The 22,307-nt window shown below is 56.1% G+C and carries 16 protein-coding genes; 6 read left to right on the forward strand and 10 right to left on the reverse strand.

From position 1 onward, the window contains the following. Positions 1–73 precede the first annotated feature (73 nt). Together PbB2_RS15090 and PbB2_RS15095 are read left to right on the forward strand one after the other, a co-directional pair. Positions 74–1,396: an MFS transporter gene (locus tag PbB2_RS15090; RefSeq protein WP_108986211.1), complete on the forward strand. Its 1,323-nt coding sequence runs from the start codon at positions 74–76 to the stop codon at positions 1,394–1,396. A gap of 12 nt (positions 1,397–1,408) precedes the next feature. Then, positions 1,409–2,779 carry a tetratricopeptide repeat protein gene (locus PbB2_RS15095; RefSeq protein WP_108986212.1) on the forward strand — a complete coding sequence of 457 codons (1,371 nt, stop codon included), beginning with the start codon at positions 1,409–1,411 and terminating at the stop codon, positions 2,777–2,779. Here the strand turns inward: PbB2_RS15095 and PbB2_RS15100 are convergent. The 9 genes from PbB2_RS15100 to PbB2_RS15135 all read right to left on the reverse strand — a co-directional run bounded on the left by PbB2_RS15100 (position 2,776) and on the right by PbB2_RS15135 (position 15,764). Beyond that, positions 2,776–3,963: a glycoside hydrolase family 68 protein gene (locus PbB2_RS15100; protein ID WP_192576381.1), complete on the reverse strand. Its 1,188-nt coding sequence runs from the start codon at positions 3,961–3,963 to the stop codon at positions 2,776–2,778. The genes PbB2_RS15095 and PbB2_RS15100 overlap by 4 nt on opposite strands. A 49-nt stretch (positions 3,964–4,012) precedes the next feature. Beyond that, the gene (locus PbB2_RS15105) at positions 4,013–5,533 is read right to left on the reverse strand and encodes a tryptophan halogenase family protein (RefSeq protein WP_108986214.1); all 1,521 of its coding nucleotides are present in this window, start codon (positions 5,531–5,533) and stop codon (positions 4,013–4,015) included. A gap of 164 nt (positions 5,534–5,697) precedes the next feature. After that, complete coding sequence (locus PbB2_RS15110) at positions 5,698–8,190, reverse strand: TonB-dependent receptor (RefSeq protein WP_108986215.1); 2,493 nt, start codon at positions 8,188–8,190, stop codon at positions 5,698–5,700. 234 nt (positions 8,191–8,424) lie between these two features. Beyond that, positions 8,425–9,312: an ROK family protein gene (locus PbB2_RS15115; protein ID WP_238165057.1), complete on the reverse strand. Its 888-nt coding sequence runs from the start codon at positions 9,310–9,312 to the stop codon at positions 8,425–8,427. A gap of 4 nt (positions 9,313–9,316) precedes the next feature. Beyond that, the gene (locus tag PbB2_RS16170) at positions 9,317–9,466 is read right to left on the reverse strand and encodes a hypothetical protein (protein ID WP_192576382.1); all 150 of its coding nucleotides are present in this window, start codon (positions 9,464–9,466) and stop codon (positions 9,317–9,319) included. Next, complete coding sequence (locus PbB2_RS15120) at positions 9,456–10,712, reverse strand: MFS transporter (RefSeq protein ID WP_192576383.1); 1,257 nt, start codon at positions 10,710–10,712, stop codon at positions 9,456–9,458. The genes PbB2_RS16170 and PbB2_RS15120 overlap by 11 nt, the downstream gene beginning before the upstream one ends. A gap of 7 nt (positions 10,713–10,719) precedes the next feature. Then, complete coding sequence (locus PbB2_RS15125; protein WP_108986217.1) at positions 10,720–11,997, reverse strand: MGH1-like glycoside hydrolase domain-containing protein; 1,278 nt, start codon at positions 11,995–11,997, stop codon at positions 10,720–10,722. Next, the gene (locus PbB2_RS15130; RefSeq protein WP_108986218.1) at positions 11,994–13,232 is read right to left on the reverse strand and encodes a glycerate kinase type-2 family protein; all 1,239 of its coding nucleotides are present in this window, start codon (positions 13,230–13,232) and stop codon (positions 11,994–11,996) included. Before PbB2_RS15130 ends, PbB2_RS15125 begins: the two co-directional genes overlap by 4 nt. A gap of 66 nt (positions 13,233–13,298) precedes the next feature. Continuing rightward, the gene (locus PbB2_RS15135) at positions 13,299–15,764 is read right to left on the reverse strand and encodes a TonB-dependent receptor (protein WP_108986219.1); all 2,466 of its coding nucleotides are present in this window, start codon (positions 15,762–15,764) and stop codon (positions 13,299–13,301) included. Between the two features lie 143 nt (positions 15,765–15,907). On the opposite strand from PbB2_RS15135, the gene PbB2_RS15140 reads away from it, so the two are divergent. Continuing rightward, entirely contained in the window at positions 15,908–17,050 is a 1,143-nt protein-coding gene (locus PbB2_RS15140) for an ROK family transcriptional regulator (protein WP_108986220.1), read from the forward strand. A 9-nt stretch (positions 17,051–17,059) separates the two neighbouring features. On the opposite strand, the gene PbB2_RS15145 is transcribed toward PbB2_RS15140, so the two are convergent. Continuing rightward, a complete protein-coding gene (locus PbB2_RS15145) occupies positions 17,060–17,539 on the reverse strand; it encodes a DUF3617 domain-containing protein (protein WP_108986221.1) in 480 nt (159 codons plus the stop codon). Positions 17,540–17,733: 194 nt separating this feature from the next. Here PbB2_RS15145 and PbB2_RS15150 point away from each other — a divergent pair, with 194 nt between their 5' ends. From PbB2_RS15150 to PbB2_RS15160, 3 genes are all read left to right on the forward strand, one after another. After that, on the forward strand, positions 17,734–18,468 hold the full coding sequence (locus tag PbB2_RS15150; protein ID WP_192576384.1) for a response regulator: 735 nt from the start codon (positions 17,734–17,736) through the stop codon (positions 18,466–18,468). Beyond that, a complete protein-coding gene (locus PbB2_RS15155) occupies positions 18,450–19,781 on the forward strand; it encodes a sensor histidine kinase (RefSeq protein ID WP_108986222.1) in 1,332 nt (443 codons plus the stop codon). The genes PbB2_RS15150 and PbB2_RS15155 overlap by 19 nt, the downstream gene beginning before the upstream one ends. A gap of 114 nt (positions 19,782–19,895) precedes the next feature. After that, a complete protein-coding gene (locus PbB2_RS15160; RefSeq protein WP_133245853.1) occupies positions 19,896–22,283 on the forward strand; it encodes a TonB-dependent receptor in 2,388 nt (795 codons plus the stop codon). Positions 22,284–22,307: the final 24 nt, after the last annotated feature.

Below are 22,307 nucleotides of genomic sequence, written 5' to 3' on the forward strand. Positions count from 1 at the left end.
GCAATCGATTGCGTTAGCCTCAAAGCCTGACACAGAGCGCTGAAGCGCCGGATGGTCTTTTGGGAGGAAGAAAATGTCGCAAGAGGCCGTGAAGCCGCATTTGCCCCTTTGGCGCATTGCTGAGATGAATCTGGGCTTTCTGGGGCTGCAATTCAGCTTTGGGCTGCAACAAGGCAATATGGGCCCAATTTATTCCTATCTCGGCGCTGATGAGGCCAGTCTTCCATTGTTGCAGCTGGCCGGGCCACTGACCGGATTGCTGGTACAACCGATTATCGGGGCCATGAGTGACCGTACCAAGAGCCGTTGGGGTCGCCGCACACCCTATTTCATTACCGGGGCCGTCATGTGTTCCTTGGGGCTGTTCTTCATGCCCTTAAGCTCATCCATCCTGATGGCGGTGTCGTTGTTATGGCTGCTTGATGCGGGCAATAACATCACGATGGAGCCTTATCGGGCCTATGTCAGCGACAGATTAAACCCCGACCAACGCCAGTTTGGCTTCTTGTCGCAAAGCGCCTTTACCGGCCTCGCCCAAATGCTGGCCTTCCTATCCCCATCCATCATGATCAATCTTTTGGGCTTTGATGTGAATGCGATTGACGCTCACAACATCCCCGAAACGACCAAAGTTGCCTTCACCATCGGAGCGGTATTGTCGATCAGCACAATCTTTTGGTCGGTATTCCGCGTCCGCGAATTACCACTGACCGAGCGTGAGATCGCCTATATCAACAGTAAGCCACTCACGGTCAGCGGAACACTTCTGGAAATCTGGCAGGCGATTCTCGACATGCCCAAGGTCATGCGCAAGCTGGCCCTTATGAGCCTGTTTCAATGGTATGGCATGGCCGCTTACTGGGGTTACATCATCTATTCGATTAGTCGCTCGGTCTATGGCACGTCCGAAGCGGTCTCTGAGGGATTCAGGATGGCGGTTGTCACCAATGGCGAGATCGGGGGCTTCTACAATGGGATCGCCTTCATAGCGGCCTTTGCCATGGTGCCATTTACCAAACGCTACGGTCCAGAAATCATGCATGCCATCTGTTTGACTTTGGGTGGGATTGGTATGCTTTTCATGCCCCACATCGGTGAAAAGGCACTTTTGTTCATCCCTGCCATCGGTATTGGTCTGGCCTGGGCAAGCATTATGGGGAATCCGTTCGTCATCCTATCAAGTGCCGTGCCGCCTGAACGCACCGGTGTCTATATGGGAATTTTCAACATGATGATCGTCATCCCCATGTTGCTGATCGCGGCCACCCTGCCCTTCTATTACAAACCCTTGATGGGCGGAGATGCGCGCCATGTGATCACCATGGCTGGTATCATGCTGATCATTGCGGCAGTCTGTGTGATGTGGGTACGCGAGAAGAAGCCCGCCACAGAATAAGGAACGGCAAGGATGGATTGGCTGGCAGTCGGGCTCGCCCGGCGCGAGCTCCAAGATCTGGAGGGTGCGGTTGACGCATTGGGCCAAGCTGTGGCTGCAACTCCCGCACACCCCATCGCAGCCTTTGCTTATGCACAGGTCTTATTCGAGACTGGACGGGAAGCTGTTGCTGCCTTTGAACGGGCGGTGTCACTGGACCCACAGAATCCTCAACTGATCCGAACCTATGCCGCGGCTTTGGCTGCTGAAGGGCAAGTCGAAAAAGCCCAATCCATTCTGCTCGATGTTCTCGCACAACATCCTCAATGGCTCGACGGACACAAGAGCTTGGCGACACTGCGGGTGGCCATCGGCCAACGCGAAGACTTTGATGAGAGCTTTCGCCGTGCAATCGACGCTCTTCCAGATCAAGCAAGCCTACGTCTGGCCCATATCCATCTGCTGTCAACGGCGCGTGCCTGGGAAGCCGCGGCGGCAGCAATCAAGGAAGCAGCTTTACAGGTGGGAACCAGTCGGGGACTGGAAATGGCGCGTCTATCGCTGATCAGCGAACGTGGTGGTCCCGATAGCCTCGACCCCCATTTGTTTGACGCTGTGGCTGATTGGCAAGACCCCGGACTTGACGTGTGTCGGGTGCGCCACGCGCTTCGATTGGGCCAAGTCGATGCTGCCCTGTCGCGGGCGCTGCCCTATCAGAACACCCGACAAGCCCGTCTGTTCTGGCCCTATCTGTCGCTTTGCTGGCGGCTCTTGGGTGATGCGCGTGCGCCATGGCTCGATGGGGCTGAAACTGAATACATCCAAACCGTTGATCTGGGCTTGAGCAGGGGGCAACTGGCCGAATTATCCAGCAGTCTGCGCGCACTGCACACCGCCCAAGCGCCCTATCTTGAACAGTCGGTAAGAGGAGGCACTCAGACTGATCGACAGCTCTTCTTCCGCCCAATCCCGATCGTGCAGGAAATACGCCGGCGCATTTTGGCTGCCGTGGCCGATTATGTTGCAGGTCTGCCTCAGCCCGACCTATCGCACCCACTTTTAGGTCCACGTCGGGATAGACCATTGTTGTTCGAGGGGAGCTGGTCGGTTTTGCTGAAAGCAGGTGGCTTCCATAGTGTCCATACCCATCCAATGGGATGGATCAGCTCTTCTTTGCATATCGAATTGCCAAATCAGGCCGAGACAGGGAATGGTGAGGCTGGCCATTTGGTCTTTGGCGAGGCTCCACCAGAGCTTGGATTAGGGCTATTGCCAGTCCATGCCATTGCCCCCAAAGCAGGCACTCTGGTTCTATTCCCCTCAACCTGCTGGCATGGGACGCGGCCAATTACGACAGGGGAGCGGTTGAGTTTGGCTTTCGACATCCGCCAACCCACCGACTAAATGAGAGATGACGTAGCACCTGTAAGCCGCAGACGACTAACAGGTGCTATGGCCCCGGCAAACTGGGCCTGCTTCAAGGCTGGATCGGTAAGAATGTCCCCGCCTTTCAAGCCCCAGAAATCGATGAAACTGACCACTTCCAGCGACGGCAATACTTGCCACGCATAGGCTTGGCGTGGCTCAGATGGTGGGTTAGCCAACACTAGGCCAGAGCCATTCAAGGGCTCAAACGGGCCGAAAAGCGATGGACCGACCATGCCATAAAGCCCTGTTGGCCCGCGGGCGACAGTGGGATCAAAAATATGGGACTGGGTTGACCAGAACAAGTAATAGAGCCCGTCATGAACAAACATGTGCGGACGCTCAAGCTCACTGGCCAGTCCATAAGCGTCGACCAAAGGCGGCAGGAGCGTAAAGGGCCCGTGACCATCGAGGTCATCGGCACGCGCCAGACCGATCACGCCATCATAAGCTGTGGTTGAAGCGTGCGGCGGACGTGAGGCGGTAAACAATACATAACCTTGACCATCAACGGGATCACGAAACCAATAAGGGTCGCGGAAGCCTTTGATCTGGCCTGGCACGCCTTGATGAATTGATAAGTCAGCATAAAGTTGACCTTGATTTTCGACCGTCTGAGCAAGACCCTGCCACTGTGTCACCTGCGGCAGCGCCCCAGACAGATCGAGCTTCCCTTGGGCCTGGAACAAGCGTTGTTCAAAGTCCGGCTGGGCTTGCCCGCGCCGACCAGCCGCGGTGAACCATAGGCTCACAACACCAGTACCGGGATCAAATCGCGTCGACCCTGACCATTCCCGACTGCCGGGGGAAAAGCCATCGGGCAGCAGATTACCGCAATCACGCCAGCCTTCGCATGTCTTCAGCAAAAGCCGCATGCGGGCCATGTTGTGCCGTTCATCTGGATCGGCCATACGCGGGGCCGAGAGCATAACCCACAGGCTTCCCTGCGGCAGCTCAACCAGGTCGCCATTATCAAGTTGAACAGGCCAGATGTCCCATAAGGTCAAAGTAGGATCGAGTTGGACCACGTCCTCGGCCATAAACACATGCGGACAAGGCAGCTGATCAAAATCCAGCTTTGCGAGATGCTTGGCCGTCCAAAAGCTGGGCTCAAAGGAGGGCAAGGACAAAGCCCGGCGTGTGGGAGACGGAGATGCTGGCACGCTAAGAGGATCCTGACATAAGGTCTGAAAAGGCTCGACAGTGAGCGGATTAGGCGGGGACCCTTTCGGACGCGCAATGGGTATCGACAAAGGCCTGGTGGGACGTGGTTTGTTCGGCCGCAGCGGCCATAGCGGCCTTCAACTTGGCCAGATAGTCACGGCCATCTATGCCACGGAAGTCAAAAAGAGGGTCGACATCTTCGGGGATATTGCCTTGGCCGATGTGCACGGCAAGCCAGCTTGGCTGACCGAACAAATCCATATCGCGCGCAATATGGCGCCCATAGCGACGGAAGTGGTCGATCTTAAGCTGAAGAGTCTCGGGTATCTCCATCGCGGCACAATAACGCCAAAGCGGACTGTCATCGCGTGTGGTGAGCTTGTAATGCAAGACGAGAAAATCGCGAATACGCTCAAACTCTGTTGCGGCGACGTGATTGTATTCATTGACAATCAGTGGGTCGAAGTCACGCTGGGGGAAAAGCGCCAGAAGTTTAGAAATCCCAGCTTGTATCAGGTGGATAGAGGTTGACTCTAAGGGTTCAAGGAAGCCACTCGACAAACCAATGGCCACCACATTGGCTTCCCAGAATTTCTCACGCCGACCTGTGGTAAAGCGCAAGCGGTTGGGCCCAGCCAAAACCTCTCCATCGAGATTGGCGCGCAAGGTCGCTTCAGCCTCATCATCTGAGATGAACTTGCTACAATAGACATAGCCATTGCCGGTGCGATGCTGCAAGGGAATGCGCCATTGCCAACCCGCTTCTCGCGCGGTCGACCGCGTATAGGGCAACATGCCTTCAACCTTGGCACACGGCATTGCCACCGCCCGGTCACACGGCAGCCAATGCGTCCAATCCTGATAGCCAACCTTCAGCGTTTCCCCAATAAGAAGCCCCCGGAAACCAGAGCAGTCAATGAAGAGGTCGCCGGTCAGCTCGGTCCCATTCTCCAGTGTCACGCCTTCGACAAAACCAGTCTCGCCATTCTGTCGAACACTTACAACTTTGCCTTCATGGCGGATGACACCACGGGCTTCTGAATAGTCGCGCAACAAGCGGGCATATAGGCCAGCATCAAAATGATAGGCATAGTCAAAGGTCGACAACACATGGCGCGGATCTGGATTCGGTCGGGTGAAGCGACCGCGCTGGGCCAATGCCCATGCCATTGAAAAATCGTCAAAGGCGGTTGAGTCTCCTGCCGCACGCGCTTTCAGCCAATAATGATGCAGGCCAACAATATCGAAGGCACGGCCATGAGGACCAAAGGGGTGAAAGTAGCGATTCCCCAGACCACCCCAATCCACAAACTCAATACCGAGTTTGAACGAGCCCTTGGTCTTGGCAACAAACTCGCGTTCATCAATGCCCAACATCTCATTGAAGGTGCGGATCGGAGGTATAGTCGCCTCACCCACGCCGACAGTGCCTATCTGGTCGGACTCCACCAAAACAATGCGGCAGTCACGCTTAAGCGTGTTGGCCAAGGCAGCCGCAGTCATCCAGCCAGCAGAGCCACCGCCGACAATCACGATGGATCGGATTCGTTTATCAGTAGAGGCGGTCATAGCGACACCTTGAGCAAGAATCGTTCAGTTTGTGAAAATGGGGCCGAAAGCGTCCGCGATCAGCCCCATTCCATCAGCTTCCTGCCCTGTGGAAGCTGTATATCGGCTTTTGCGGGGGCTTGGAACCGGGTATCCCCGCACCAGGCCTCCGCCACGGCGTCACCTTAGAAGGTGTAGCGGATCGCCGCGGTCACGGTACGGCCCAAAGCCGGATTACCGCTGATTACAGTTGGGTTGACCGTGGGGTCAGCCACCCCGCCATTGCCGCGCAGGTCGAACTTGTTGAACAAATTATATGCCGAGAGGCTGAGTTCAATATTGTCGCGGATCTGATACTTGGCGGTGGCGTTGAGAATGGCAGCACCCGGATATTCGCGGCCTGCATCATCAATTGACGAGGTCTGACCGGTGCTGCTGACACCCAATGTTATTTTGTCATTGAGGTCATAATTAGCTGCAACGGTGAAGCTAAGATCTGGGATCCCGGGTGCGCGGGTGAACGGGCCTGAGCCTCCTGTGGAAGTAGGCCGCGAGATCTTCGCATTAGAATATGTCGCGTTACCGATGACCGACAATGGGCCATTACGATAGGTGGCATAAGCTTCCGCACCGCTCGACTCATATTTGGCGTCGATCACGCACCCACCAGCACCGCCGGGGCAGCGGGTTGCAGAGAGTTCAAACGTCGATTGCTTGAAATCGCCCTGCAGCAGAGTGAGTTCCAGCGTGTAACGCCCGCCCAGCAGATCACCGCGATTCTTCAAGCCAAGTTCGTCTTGATTGACGAAATCGACCGACGCCGTCCGGCCCGCTTGGGTCAACGAACCATCGGCATTAATCTTTCCACTGACAGTCTGCCGGTCGCCATTAAATCGGCCACCTTTGGAACTGCGGACAAAGAGGCTGGTGTCCTCATTGACCTTGTAAAGTGCCCCAACCGACCATGACGTATAATCCCGGGTGTAGCCCAGACGCTCACGAGCGCCATTGGCGCGAATGGTGGCAATTTGTACGCCACCAGAATTGACCAGGAACTCCGACCCACCTGCAACGGTGGTGCCGCGTGCCTTGACGGATTCAAAACGCACAGAGCCGTCGAGTGCAAACTTCTCCGCATCCAATTCCAACGCGATGTAGGGCGCTGTGTTGGTGTAAGACAGGTCATAATCGCGGGCGCAACAATCACCCCAATTGTTGTTATAGCCCGAGATGCCTTCTTGCGTCAGCTTATTGCCAGCCGCATCAAAGAGATCGAGTTGGGATGGATTGTTGCCATTGACTTCACGCAGCGATTTATTGACATGCCAGTCCATGGCAATGTCCTGCTTCATGTAGAAATAGCCAACACGGGCAGTCAGAGCACCAAAGCCGGTGTCATATTTTCCCGTCAGCTTGAAGTCATTGGCCGTGCTACCAATGTCGCGAATATTGGTTCTGACATTCACATTGTTGTCGACATAAGTGTCGGTGAAGGTCTGGCCAGCCCGCGGGCCAGCGGCATAGCGAATGCTTGCCACAGTCGCATTGGGCAAGCCAGGACGGCTGATTGTAGAGCCAATGATGCTGGCACGTGTCGTGACGTTCAAGAAGGGCGACGCAAAGCCACCGCTCATATCAGTCCAACGGAAATTGTTGTCCACGCTCCAATTGTCATTGATATTGTAGCGCAACTGACCACCCAAAGCGGTTGCCTTGGTGGTGATACCATCCATCGCTACGCGCTCAAGCACGCCGTCACGGTTAAAGATCAAGAAGTCCTTGTTATAGACCGAATAATTTGAGTTCTTTCGACCGTCAAATCCAGGAAAGGCTTTGATGTTGCTGACTTTTTTGCCCGAAATGGTCGCAAGAGCGGGCGAGCCAGTATAATTGGGCTCTTGGGTGTCGGCGATCTTGAACAGGACGCGGAAGAAACCTTTATCGTCAGCGAAATCATGGGTCAGATTGCCCTTGATCTGGTAGGAATTGCTGACATCATAGCCAGGGTCCAGCGGGCCGGCACCCTTCTTTACAAAGCCACCGATGTGAAAGCGTGTCTGATCGCTGATTGGGCTGCCATATCGGAAGTCCAAGCGGTTTTCATCAAAGCCCAGACCTGTGTTGAGCTGGACATAGCCGCCCTTCTGAGCGCCCGTGTTGGAAATGTAGTTGATGACTGCACCGGGGGCTTGCGAGGCATAAGTCGAGGCAGAGCCGCCGCGAACACCTTCGACATTGGCAACGCTGGCATCAAAACGGGTCCAGTAGTCATTATTGCCAAACTGGATGTCGCCAAACAAAACCGTTGGCAGGCCATCTTCCTGGATCTGGACGAATGGTGAACCACCTGTTGCCACGGGTAGACCGCGAACCGCGATGTTGGAATTGCCGCCAGGACCTGCCGTGCCTGCGACCTGAATCCCTGGGATCATGCGCAGCAATTCTGATTCAGAGCTTGGCTTGAAATCGGCAATGGCTTGCGCATTGACCGTGGTAACCGAAACCGAGCTGTTGATTTGGGTACGGTTGCCGCCAGAGGCAGTCACGATCACAACTTCCAGACCATCGGGCTCAGCCTGTTGCGTAGGGGCTTGTTGGGCCACTGCAGGCGCACCTGCCGCCAGCGCAGTAACCAGCGCCAGCGCGGAGACGCAATTGGAGAAACGGGCGACCTTCATGACTTAACTCCCATTCAGTGTTCATAGCTAAGGCTCTGTCGGCCTGCCTGATGGCTTGATACCATCTATGCAATGGATTGCAAGAACGATGATGCAATCCATTGCATAAATTTTGAGGTTTCGACGAACATCGATTGATTATGCTCGGTTTTCAGTCAAGCGATCCCCAGCCCATGATCGAAGGCTTGGTGCAGATCGCTGGAGCGACTCAGTCAAACAGGCAGAGAACCATGGTCAGACCAAGGCATTTTCAGCCAGCCACAAAGCTCCCAACAGCCCGGCATCTAAGCCAAGGCCCGCACCCACCACGTCAAAGCCGCCCTCGCCGGGGGCAGCTGTGCCATAGGGACCGATCAAGGCGGCGGCTTTGTCTGCCACACGTCTTACTAGGCCATTTCGGGCCATCACGCCGCCACCAAATATCACGCGCTTAACGGCTGTAGTCAGGACCAGATTGGCCGCCAAATGCGCCAGATAATGGGCTTCGATATCCCAAGCAGGGTGATCGTCTGGCAGGTCTGAAGCCTGCACCCCCCAGCGCGCCACCAATGCCGGGGCGGATGCCAACCCCTCGATGCAATCGCCGTGGAAGGGGCACACGCCTGCAAACGTCAAGTCATCATAATGACGTGGTGCCCGCATATGGCCAGCTTCTGGATGCATCGTACCCCAGACGGGTTTGCCGCCCAGCAAGAGTCCCGCACCGATCCCGGTTCCCACCGTGACATAGGCAATGTCATCTAGGCCACGCCCGGCACCCCAAGCCCGCTCGGCAAAAGCGGCCGCTGTCACATCCGTTTCCAGTGCGATGGTGCAGCCCGTGCCACGTGCCAGCATACCGGCCACGTCCGTGCCCGACCAATGCGGCTTTGTTGTCGCCAGAATATGGCCCCAACGAGGGTGAGCTGGATTGACGGCCAACGGGCCAAAGCACGCTATGCCGATGCGTTTCACCGCCCGACCAGCTTGTGCCTCCGCCTGGAAGAAAGCAATCGCGTGGCCAAGGGTCTCCTCAGGCGTGGTGGTTGGGAATGCGGTTCGCGCAAGAATGGAGTCTTTGCCGTCAAACACCGCACAGCGCCAGGAAGTCCCCCCCGCGTCAATTCCGCCAAACAAAGCCACGCCCCTACCCCTTTTCGCGCGTCATCGTGCGGGAAGCCCCCGCCCAGACCCGCGCTGCTCTAACCAGAAATGATAATCGTGCAAGGCCGCCAGACGCTGTTTGTGCGGTCAGGTTCCAATTTATCGGATCATAGGTGGCGATCCTACGCGCCATGTTGCGCCTCACCTGAATCGACCGCCACTGCCCGGCTGAGAAGTGGCCAAGCGACAATAAGGGTCACCACAGCGAGGACATAAAGCCCTGCCATCATGGCAAATCCAGCAGCAAGCCCGGTGTAAACCGCCATCGCAGGCAAGGCAAAACTGGTAATGCCAGCCCCAATGAAACCCAACATGGTCATGAGGCCTGCCGCCGTGGCGCGTGCCTCCGGCGGCATGACGTCGTGCATCGCCGCATAGATACAGCCATCAAACAGCCCCTTGCCAAAACTGGTCGCAAACAAAAGCAAGCCAACCAAAGTGGCGCTGTGCGCCCAAGGGAAAGGTATCAGGAACAGCGCTGCCAAGCTCAAGCCAATGGCCAGAACAACAAAGCGACCTGTTGGACGGCGGGCAGCAAAACTGTCGGCCATAAAGCCGCCCACCAAAACCGAGAAAAAGCCAGCCGTGGTAATCATCACCGGGCCGACAAGTGCACTATCTGCCAGATTGAGGCCCAGCACATCATGGGCATAAGTATTGCACCAGTTGAGAACAGCCGACGACGCAGAGGTCGCCAAAAAGAATACCCCACACAAAATGAGCGCTGCGGGGTTCTTCAAAATGATGCCAATTGGTTCTGCCTTCTTTTCATCAGGCTTGGCGGTTGCCCCAGGTGCATCATCGCGCAGGAAGGCGAACAAGACCGCCATCACAACGAAACCTAGGGCCGCAAACACCACGAAGGGGGCTGGCCAGCCATAATGATCTGCGAGTTTACCTGCAACCCAGCCACCAATCCCACCGCCTGCAAAAACCGCCGTCTGATGAATCGACAGGGCGCGGCTGCGCATGGAAGGCTTGTGCCACGCGCTGATCAGCGCTGTAGCGGTGGGATAATAAGTCGACTCTCCAACAGCCACGAGGGTACGCATTGCCAAAAGCATGGCAAAACCTGTCGCAAGAGGCATAATGCCGGTCGCGAGGCTCCAGAACACGAGACCATAAATGATCATGGTGCGTCGACGCACACTATCGCCCATGCGCCCGAACACAAATGCGCAGACCGCATAGGTCCAAAAGAAAGTGGTATCGATGATACCCAATTGGACATCGGTCAAACTGAAGGCATCCCGCAACAATGGCTTGACCGAGTTAAGGATGGAGCGGTCTGCTGCATTGAGGAAAGACACCATCCACAGCAATCCGATTAGGATCCAAGGATAGCGGTCGGAAGCTGGCTTGTGTGTTAGATTTTGCATCTTGTCCTCATCGGCCGCACCAGGCCAGCCACATGGCTGCCGTCCAAGAAAAATCAGGTCCGCCGGACCCCGCCCCCGTCTCCGGGCTAAAGCTTTCATAAAAGCCTGAGACTTCAATCAGCTTGGCAGAATCAGTTCGAATGCGGTCGGCCCATTCAAGATGGCCAGCTTCACGCAGGCCTTCAGCGACCATGTAGCTGACCACCAGCCAGATCGGTCCACGCCAATAGCGCTTGTGGTCATAGGCACGGCTGCCTTTCTCAAGGCTTGGCAGCAAGTAGGTTGCACTGCGGGTCAGCCGGTTAAGGCCATCGAGCAGGCGCAGGCGTTGATGGCTTGTACCAACCCCGGCATAAAAGGCCAAAAAGCTGGCATTGGTTACAAGTCCAGAGCTTTTCCCGGTGATTACATCGCGCGAACAATAGGCACCGACAGCTTCATCCCACAGATAGTCCATACCGCTTTCGGACAGAGCAATCCTTGCCTCCAATTCTTCAACTACCGCAGAATCGCCGCGCGCTTTGGCCAGGACAAGAAGGTCGCGATTGGCCCGCAACAGCTCCATCGACATCCCAACATCCAACATTCGGAATGGGCCGTGATCTGCAATGGTGCGGTGGTTCCAGCCGCTGGCCCGCCCGAATTGGAGAATGGCGACATAGCGGTCATATTCAACTGCGGTAGGTCGCATGGCAGCATCGACATGACCTGTATCGCGGCGCTGATAGGACCCGACCTGAGACGTATCAATCCGGGCCAAGGCGTCATCCCACTCACTGCTGTTATCGCGCCCAGTTTCCCAATTATGGGTCACCATCACCAGACCATTGCCCAGTGGATCGCGATAGGTATGGAACCAGCGATGGCTCTTGAGGCAGGCCTCATACAGGGCTGCCATGCGTGGGTGTTGTGGATCAGCCCCCTCATCTTCCCACAAGCGGCGAACGATGGAGGCCAGTACCGGGGGTTGGGTAATGCCCGACGTCGGTGGGGTCTTGCCAGTTGCCCAAACAGATGGACCGGGGAAGTAGCCCGGATCGTCTTGATGGAAAATGATATGGGGGATCATGCCATCATCCCATTGACCCGAGACAAGCGTCTCAATTTCTTGCCAGGCTCGATTGCGATCAAAAGCGGCAAAACCCAGCGCGACAAAGGCCGAATCCCAATTCCATTGATAGGGGTATAGCCCGCGGGTTGGCACCGTGTAGCCACCCCGGTCGTTGCGCCGCAGGATATCGCGGGCCTGCTCAGAAAGATCAGGCGCACTATGGTCCTGAGTCATGATTGGCTTCCTTCAATTGCTATCATTCGGATGTCATTGACATTGGTCCGGGTTGGGCCGGTCTTGATCAGGCCACCCACAGCATTCACCAGCCCATATGTGCGGTTGCGTGCCAAAGCTGCGTGCCCGTCGCTGGCCTCAATCTGACCAGCGGCCAAATAGCCCCCGGCATTATCTTCCGTGCCATCAATGCCGTCGCTATCACCGGCCAATGCTTCGATGCGGGCATTGGGTGGCAAGGCTGACATCAAGGCGACAAGATACTCAAGATTGGGCCCACCCTGGCCATCTTTGGCCGCCCGCGTCACGGTGAGTTCGCCACCAGATAACATCAAATGACGCCCTGGCTTGCGGGCGAGTAATTGTGCTTCCAACGCGTGGCGCTTGCCGGCATTGGCGGCATCCCCGCTTAGGCTGCTGCCGGCATCAACAACCTGCCAGCCATCTTCGGTTGCCAGGCGGGTGATTTCGGCCAGCGCATCGTCGCTGCTGGCAATAACGCGTACTGGATGGGGATTGGCCAATTGCGGTCGATTGGCGTGAATCGCCATCGCAACATGATCGGGCACATCCACACCTGCATGGCTTAGAATAGCAAGCGCACGGTCCGGCTCGAAAGGTGCGGAGATACTGGGTCCGGAGGCGACCAATGCGGGATCGTTGCCGACCACGTCCGAAATCACAAATGTGTAGAGCGCAGCCCCACCGGCTCCTGCCAAAGCTGCCAATCGCCCCCCCTTTATCCGTGACACGTGTCGGCGGACTAGATTGATCTCGCCAATAGGGGCCCCTGATCGGACCAAGGCATCGGTCAAAGCTTGTTTCTCACTCAAAGTGATGCCGGGTGCTGGTGCGCATAAAAGAGCCGAACCGCCCCCGGACGCCAAAAAGATCACCCGGTCGTCCGATCCTATAGTGGCAGCAAGGTTGAGCATCCGCTCCCCAGCGGTCAGGCTATCGAGATCGGGCACAGGATGGCGTGCTTCGATCAAGTCAATCCCTGTCCCGCTTAGATCCACACCATGACCATGCCGTGTGACAGCAAGTCCAACGAGTTCACCCCTCATGTGATCAGCCGCAACTTTGGCCATATCGGCGGCGGCTTTGCCATAGGCAAACACAAACGTGCGGCCAGCAGGAGCATGTTTTGGTAACACATCGGGCAAAGTCAGCCGCGCGCTCGCGGCGGCAATGCCTGCCACAAAATAATGGGTCAATTGGGCGCGGTGACGCATTGATGGCACTCCGACAAGCTTGCAAGGCCGGACTTGGCCCGGCCTTGCGTCTTTTGTCCATCCGCGTCAGAAATTATAGGTGACGCGGGCCAAGATGCGACGTGGCAACACCGGGCGACCGACAAAGAAAGCGCCATTAGCCGCCTGATTATTGTCCTGACGCGGCGAGCCTTCGGTCACGGCATCATCATCGAACAAATTGTAGACATTGAGGCTGAAACGAGCACTCTTGGCACCAATTGGCAGGGTATAGCCGACATCTAGATTCACAATATTCCATTCGTCCAGCAAGATGGTGTTGCTGGAAGAGGTATAATTTGACCCGGTAAAATTGGTGAACAAGGAGGCATCCCACGTGCCGTCGTCATAATAGAGTCCGGCATTGTATAGGAACCCGGGCTGACGCTCCACATCCTTACCAATCAGGGCGGTATTGGAATCAAACGCGCTATATTGGTTTGACTGCAGGGTCATGTTGCCGCTGAAGCGAAGATGCTTTGTCAGCTTGTAATCCAATGTAGCTTCCACCGCATAGGATTCAGTGCCGACCAAATTGACCTTCTCGATGAAACCGCCCGCCCCGTCATTGACGAACAGAACTTGCCGGCGATTATCCAAGCTGGTGGCGAGCCCGGCCAAGGTGAGCGACAATTTAGGCATGTTCATCTTCAAACCGACTTCACCCTGATGGATGATCTCGGCCTTGTAAGACGAGGGCTGAAACAGGCTGTTGAACGAGACAGAGCGTAATTCGGGGAAGAAATACCCGCGCGAGAAGTTAGCATAGAGGCTAACCCGGTCGGTTGCCTTATAAAGCGCACCAATCGCACCGGCCCATTCGGAGGTAGAGACTTTGCCGACGGTAAAGGCGCCATTACCCCAGATTACATCGCGCAAAGCATTCGACAGATTGGCTGTGGTTGAATCGGTGATGGTAACAGAGGTACGCTCTCGACGGATATTGCCGTTGAGCGTCTCGACCCGGAAGCCGATGTCGAGATTGACCTTCTCGCCGATCTTGATCTGATCCGCGACATAGCCAGCATAACGCTCCGCCTCATGATGATTGTTGACATAGCCCGCACCGGCATTGAGCAGGCCATTGCGCGCAATGATGGTTTGACTTGCCCCATTGGTGACAACCAGGTTTACCAATCGGGGGCGATTGTTAAGTTCGGCCAGATAGGTCGTGGTGACATTATAGTCCCCCGCGCTGGCCTTGCCGTAAAAACCGCCGACCGTAATGGTGTGATCCAGTGAGCCAGTGGTGAGAGACTTGGTCAGATTAAGCTCGGCGGTCGTGTCTTGAGCCGGCCGGACCCGATCTGTGAAGCGGTTGGCAAACAACAGAGCATTTGCCCCAACCGCTGCGCCACCAACATAGGTAAAGCTTGCATTGGCCGTGCTGCCCAGACCACGATTGGTTAAGAAGCTTTGCAGGGTTTCAGGAACATTGATTACCCCATCGCCATCAGAGAACAGCCCGAACTTGTGCTTGTAATCGCTGTGTTTAAGGCGACCATTAGCAGCCCAACCGCTATCCCCGAAGGACTTGTCGAAGCTCAGAGCGACTTGCCCGCCTTTTGTGCTCACCCCGTCATTTATATCTGAAACAAAATTGCCGGTTGGGGTTTTGAAGCCCAAGCTGGGGCCGAAATCATTCTGGACCGAGTCAACAATTTGCCCATCATTGCCCACTAAGCGCTTGCGCGTTGTGCCATTGAGCGGGATCGGCAGATAGAATTGCACCTGATCGTCGATGTATTGGCCATAGAGTGTGACCGATCCGCTGCCATCCCCAAAGCGATAATCGAGGTTGCCGCGCACTTGGCCGCCAACTGTATCAAGATTGGTATCCAGCGGGCCCTTATCGGTGCGATAATAGCCTGAGACAGCATAAAAAAGTTTATCACTGATCGGGCCGCCAACTGCAAAATCGCCTTTAATGCGATCATTTTCACCCAGTTCGAGTTGCGCTGTCCCTTGATAGGTCTCTCCACCTTTCTTCGAGATATAATTGATCATCCCAGCCACGGAACCCGGACCAAACAGGTTGGACACCCCACCGCGAACAAACTCAAGCCTCTGCACACCCAGATCATTGCGATAATAAACATCGTATGCGGAGGAGTTTAGACCAAAGCTCGACAGGACAGTCACCCCGTCATACATCAATGGCGTGAATTGGTACTGTCCGCCGGAGGGCAGACCTTTGACGAAAATGTTAGCAGCGACTTCACCACCACCGCCATCGGCCTTGATCGTGGGAACCGAATTGAGGATGTCGGCCTGGCCACTCGCCGCCAAACGTGACAGGCTCTGGGCGTTGATCTGAGTAACCGCCAGAGGCGTGTCGAGGGCAACCCGACCACGACTTGTCCCAGTCACGATCACCACCTCAACCTCTTTTTCTGGTGCTTGATCATCGGCTTGGGCTGGGTTGGTTGGCTGTGTCTGCGCCCAAGCCATGGGCGCAAAGGCAAACAGCGACACGCCGCTCATAGCGATCGCCAGCTTCGAAGCTGCTTTCATCGTTTCTCTCCCCGTCGCTGGATGCACCTACCCGCCCCAGCTTTTTGTCCGCATGAGAAGACTAGCACGATTAAAACTTATGACAAGTATTATTAGGAAGTCGATCTGTTGCACTCTGGCGGAGTTCACGCCACACTGTGTCCATGCGTGAGATACTTGAGCCCAATCATCGGTTTACGCTGCCATCGGACAGCGAAATGGCGATCTTGAGTCATATTTTGCGCCATAAGGGCTCGGCCCAGCCTGATATTGTTCAAGCCACAGATTTGTCTCAGCAAACGGTTTCACGTCTTGTGAATAGCTTGTTGGATCGTGGCGCGGTGCAATTGGCCGGACGCATCCCCAATGGTCGGCGCGGACAACCCCGCCTCAAGCTCGAGATCGCGCCAGGCTATGCCTACGCGCTGGGTGTGGCCCTCATGACAGATGCCATGTCGGTCGTGTTGATGGACTTTGCCGGCCAAGTGGTCGATTACCAGCATATTGAAATGCCAAAAATGACGCGCCCTGCCGTATTCTCCCGGCTAAAGGACAGTGTCTCCACCTTTCTCCACCGCCATCCCAGCGCACAAGATCGCTTGTTCGGGGTCGGTATTGGAATTTCCGGCTATTGCCTCGATGGACGTGCGCGCTACAACCCACCTGCGGCGCTCGATGATTGGGCCAAGGTCGATATTGATCAGTTGTTCACCGACGCACTTGGCCTGCCTGCCTGGGTTGAAAATGATGGCAATGCCGCAGCAATCGGGGAAAGCCTCTTGGGCGTTGGGCGACGCTATGCCAATTTCGTTTATATGTTCATTGCGGCAGGCATTGGCGGTGGGGTGATCTCAAATCAACGCCTATTGCGCGGTGTGCATGGCAACGGTGGGGAAATCGGCTTGATGCTGCCGCGCAATATGTTTGAATTGCCGACATTAGAGACACTCTTGGCCTCGGTCCGCGACCATGGCATCCAGGTATCAAGCATTTCAGAAATGCTGGCCCAATTTGATGCCACGTGGCCGGGTGTTGATGCCTGGATCGGGCGGGCCAGAGAGCCTTTATCCCGTATCGCCTCGTCGATCGCGGCCCTACTCGACCCCGAAGCCATTGTATTGGGCGGGCGACTCCCACCGGAATTATCTGCCAAAATCATTCCGATGATTGAGCTTTATGATGACGCTCGGCGCGAGGAACCCCGACCTCTGCCCCGATTGCTGGTCTCAGAGACCCAGGTTGACGCCTGCGCAATCGGGGCTGCCATGTTGCCACTGGAAAAGCAGTTTTTCGCCAGCATGGTCTAGGCTGTCGCCCTAGTTAGGGCAATCGCCGATACGTCGGCCGCTCAGCTTGGTGACCAAAAGCCGCCGCATCATCGTGCCGCGCCCGACCAAGACAAAGTCATCGGCGGCATAGCTACCCTGCCATTGCGTTCGCATCTGGCCGAAGGGCATGGCGCAATGGGTTTCATAGCTGATTTGAGTTCCATCGACGACAAGGTTGTGGGTTTCGCATGTCAGGGCGGCCCTTCCCGGGGGTGGTGCGGGCATGAACAACGCCATCGGGTCCTTTTGACGCTGGTCACTCGTCAAGCAAATGCTGCGCGTCTGGATTTGATCCGCATCGGGACCGACATTGATGCTTTGGCTAATCTGCCAAGCCCCGACATTCATTGCCGGCTGTGGGACGGCGAGCGCGGCCAGCGAGGCGGGAGCCGCTGCTGCCAGACAATAGATCAAAGCTTCCAGAAACATTCTGGCAGGTCTTGGCGTGGTCTTGGATTGCGTGTGCATGGATAAAGCCTTTCATCCGCCCCATTCCTTGCCTAACCCATGTTTGGCGCATGTGCGTGACAGCGATTGACCGCCCGCGGCTCAATTGTGACAATCTGTGACAAGGCGATTGAAATGGCAGAGATTCTGGGCTGAAGGGGGTTACATGCCACGTCGTTAGGCCGGACGCAGGCAATTAAGAAGACCGTTGCATCATGATAACGCCCGAGACGCCCCATATTTTAATTGTCGATGATCACCGAGAGATTCGCGAAAGTTTGGGTGCTTTTCTGCGCCGGCACGGACGGCGGGTCACCACTGCCGACTCTGTCACTGCAGCTCGTGAAGCCCTAAAAATCAATCGGTTTGATTTGATTGTGTTGGATATCATGATGCCCGGCGAGGATGGACTGTCTTTTTGTAAGTCGCTCAGTCCCTACCAGTCGCCGCCCGTGATTCTGATTTCGGCGCGCGGCGATGATGTCGATCGTATAATCGGGTTGGAAATCGGAGCGGATGATTATGTTTCCAAGCCTTTTAACCCGCGTGAGCTCCTAGCCCGGATTGATGCGGTCATTCGACGTGCCATCCAACCTCCACGTGGGAGTGTGTCGGGCACTCTGCGTAAAGCCCGATTTGGCGATTGGACCTTCTCACCAACTCAGTTCCGTCTGCAGCAAACCGGGGGGGAGGCATTCCTTTTATCTTCTACCGAAGCACGTCTGCTACAGGTGCTGGTCCAACGGCCTGGCATCGCGTTTTCCCGTGACCAATTGCTCGATTTGTCGAGCGTCCACGGTCTTGATATCAGCGAACGAGCCATCGACACTCAAATCTCCCGTTTGCGGAGAAAGTTGGGCGACGATCCAAAGAATCCGCGCTTCATCCAGACAATTTGGGGTGGCGGCTATGTCTTTGCGGAGGCCGTGACATGGACGGACGAAAACTGATCGGATCTACCCTTGCGATGCAAGTCGGGGGGCTGGCCGTACTGGCCGTGATCTTGTCGAATGTTCTGACGGTCGTGTTCTTCTTCGGCGACCGAAATGAGATCATTCGAGGCATTATCAATGCGGAAGCCATGGCTCGGCTGACCCCAATTGTCAGCACTTTGGCACGCGGCGACTCCTTGAAGCTGGATGAAGGCCTAACCGTCTATCCGGCTGAGACCTGGCACGCTGACCCAGCCCATTGGCAGGAGGCTCCCGATTTGGCCAAGCAGATTATGGCGACGTCCGGGACGACGGGCCTTGCGGTCTTCACCCCTCGACTTTCTGGAATTTCTTTCACGGATTTGTTCCAACAAGTCCAAAGCGGCGGTCCGCTTGTCGCAGCCTCGATCGCCTTGCCTGACAGAGACCCCCAAGTAGTCACAGTGCGTATACAGCCTGATCTGCCGCCCCCTTTGGCGGCATTGATTGCCACCTTGATATCGGGGGTCTTAATCACTTTGGGCACGAGCATATTGATAGGCAGGATGACCAAGCCCCTGACGGCTTTGGCCGCAGCATCAGAACGCATCGGGCTGAACGGCAATATCGACAACGTTCCGGTCCGGGGGCCATTAGAGTTGAAGATCGCCGCTGGGGCCTTCAATCGGATGGCTCAGCGCATCAGCCAGCTGCTGGATCGCCAGCGTGCAACCCTGTGGGCCCTGGGACATGATTTGCGCACCCCAGTGACAGCAATGCGGATTCGCTTGGAATTGGTTGATGATCCAGACTCGCGTGAGCGTTTACGCGAGTCGGTCAGCGAGATTGAACGGGTCGTCGAAGATGCCTTGTTTTTGGCGCGCAGTGAGCTGGCAGCAGCGCCAAACCAGCTTGCCTTGCTTGATCACCTCGTCGACCAAGCGATCAGTGGTCTGATGGAGACCGATCCCGCCCTCGCCAGCCGTCTGGAAATTGTGAGAAATCCCGCGGCGCGCGTGCTTGCGCGGCCAAATGATCTGGTGCGCGCCATTCGCAATCTGATCCATAATGGGCTGCGCCACACCCAAGGGCAGGTAAAGGTGCGCATCTGTGCAGAGCCCACGCCGAGCATCGAAGTTGTCGATTGTGGAGAAGGACTGCCTCAGGAAATCCTGCAATCCCCCGGTGAGCCCTTTACCCGCGGTGATCGCGCGCGCAGTGCAGATGGCAGCACGGGACTTGGCTTGGCCATTGTCCGTTCCATCGCTCAAGGACATCAGGCTGAGCTGCAGGCTGAAAACCGCCGCGACGCCAGCGGAACGATCATGCGTTTGATCTTTAAGCCGTCGTGATCCTATCGGTCACTTGTCACAATTTGCCACATCTGAACAAAGACTTGGCACACATGATCCTGCACGATCATTTAAATCCACGGCCATCCTTCATGTCTGACAAGAGATGGTCTTATGCACAAACTTTCCCTTCTGGCCTCAACCACAATCTGCCTTAGCCTAGGCCTGCCTCAGATAAGCAGCGCCCAATCTGCCCCAACGGCGTCACCCACCGTCAAGCCTGATCCGGCAATGGAGGTGGTGGTGGTACGCGGCGCGCGATTGCCGGAAAGCGTTCCCGGAGATGCCAAGCCAGAACTGGTAATCGGAACTTTTGACATTCGAACCACGGGTGCCACCACCCTACCCGAACTTCTTGTTACACTCTTGCCGCAAACCCAAAGCGGGGCGCGCAGAGGCGACAATAAGCCGATCCTCCTGGTCAACGGACGGCGGGTGGCTGATTTCAGCGAAATACGCGCTATCCCCGTGCGCGCGATCCGCCGGGTCGAAGTCTATCCTGAAGATGTTGCGCTAAGGTACGGCTTTCCGGCTGATCAGAAAGTCGTCAATCTCATCTTGTTTGGCAGCTTTTCAATCCGCGGGGTGACAATTGGTGTGGGCCAGGCCGCTGATGCCGAACGCGACACATTGGACGTTATTCTCGATTCAACCCGGATTGATGGCCAAGGTCGGTCAGTGTTCAGCTTGGATGGCACAAGGGCCAGCGGCGTAAGCGAGCAGGATTTGGGAATATCCTTGTCGACGGGTGGCCTTCCCGGTGTCCGAAGCATCTTGCCCAAGACTGAATCATATCGATTGTCCGGCGCGGTAGGACGATCCGTTGTGGGGCTTGGTGAACAAGGCTATGCAACTTTTGGCTTGGATGCCCAAGCGCAGCAGGATGAAGCCGCGCTCGGCCGCAGCCTCAATGGCACACGCCTGTTGCGCGACACTGATATCAACAAACTCAAAACCTCCCTCACCGCTGAAGGCGTCGCCAAGGAGTTACGCTGGAATATCATTGGTGCGGCCCGCTCTGAAGAAACCAACACCCGCACAGATCGAAGTGACGGAGGCCGACGCGACCGCACCAACCAAAAGCTATCGGGGGCCAGTTTAGACGCCAATCTCGCAGGGCCTGTGCATGGGATTGGGGTCGGAACGGGGGCTTTCAGCTTACGGAGCCTAGTGTCGGCTGACCGGCTTGAGTCCAACTTTACCCGCGGTGTGTTGAGCGGAACGACCGAGTTAGACCGCACGACACTTGATGTGAATGGCAGCCTGACCATTCCGCTTTTGAGCCGAAAGGCCGCAGGAAACCCAATGGGTGATGTGTCTTTGACCCTTAATGGCGAATTGGCGAGCAGCAGTGATTACGGCGGGACAGGCGGCTGGGGGTCAGGTTTGACTTGGTCTCCCACCAGCGCACTCCAGATCACCACACGCTACACGACGCGCGAAACATTACCAGCGCTGGAACAATTGGGGGGACCACAGACCACTCTGCCGTCGGCATCTATCTATGACGCACGTACCGGCCAAAGTGTGCGGATTGATGAAACGCGCGGCGGAAATCGAGCCTTGCAGCCGGAACAGCAACGGGATTTCATCTTGGGGGCCAGTTTCGCCCCGCTCCAAATTGATGGGTTGAATCTGTCTCTGACCTATGCCCGCAATAAGACCGAGGATTACATTGGCAGCATCGGCGTCAACACGCGCGCAGCTGAAGCCGCCTTTCCTAGCCGCTACCAACGCAACAGCAGCGGTGCACTGGTAGGGCTCGATACACGGGCCCTGAATCTTGGTGACCGGACAACCCAAACTCTAAGCCTTGGACTATCCTACAGCCGCAACTTCGGCCAGGCACCGCAATTTCTGCGCGACATTGTTGAGAAGGTGAAGAAAGCCCAGGATGACAATCCCGATGCGACCGGTTTGCCGGGTGGCCTGCCTCCCGGTGTGACGCCACCACCCGGCTTCAAGCCCCCACCGGGCGGCACACCGCCAGATTTTGATCAGCTACTTCAGGCCGCCAAAATTCCCGGCGGACGGTGGAATATTGGCTTGAATTATGCCTATACGCTCGATGATAGCTTGATCCTGAAGAATAGTGGCGTGAAGCTTGACTTGCTCGACGGCGGGGCACTCGACACCAATATGGGCCATCGTCACGAGCTGACACTCGATGGCGGACTGAATTATCGCGGCATTGGCGGGCGGCTGGCGGCGGTCTGGAAAGGCGATAGTGAAATCGCGACAGGCTATGGCGCTGAGCGCCTCTACGTCGGGGATCAGGCCACATTGGATCTTTCACTTTTTGCATCCACCGACTTGATGCCCCAGCTCAATATGGCCCTTCCCTTCCTCAATGGGGCTCAAGTCCGTTTTGAAATCAACAATCTAACCGACAGCACGCAAAAGGTAACCAATTCGGCGGGGTCAGTACCGACAGCCTATCAACGGTGGCTTTTGGAGCCAGAGGGGCGGAGTTACAAATTGAGCCTCAAGAAGCAATTCTAGTACCTGAGCAAGGCTGGCAAGCGT

Source organism: Candidatus Phycosocius bacilliformis (assembly GCF_003112735.1).
GTDB lineage: Bacteria > Pseudomonadota > Alphaproteobacteria > Caulobacterales > Aquidulcibacteraceae > Aquidulcibacter > Aquidulcibacter bacilliformis.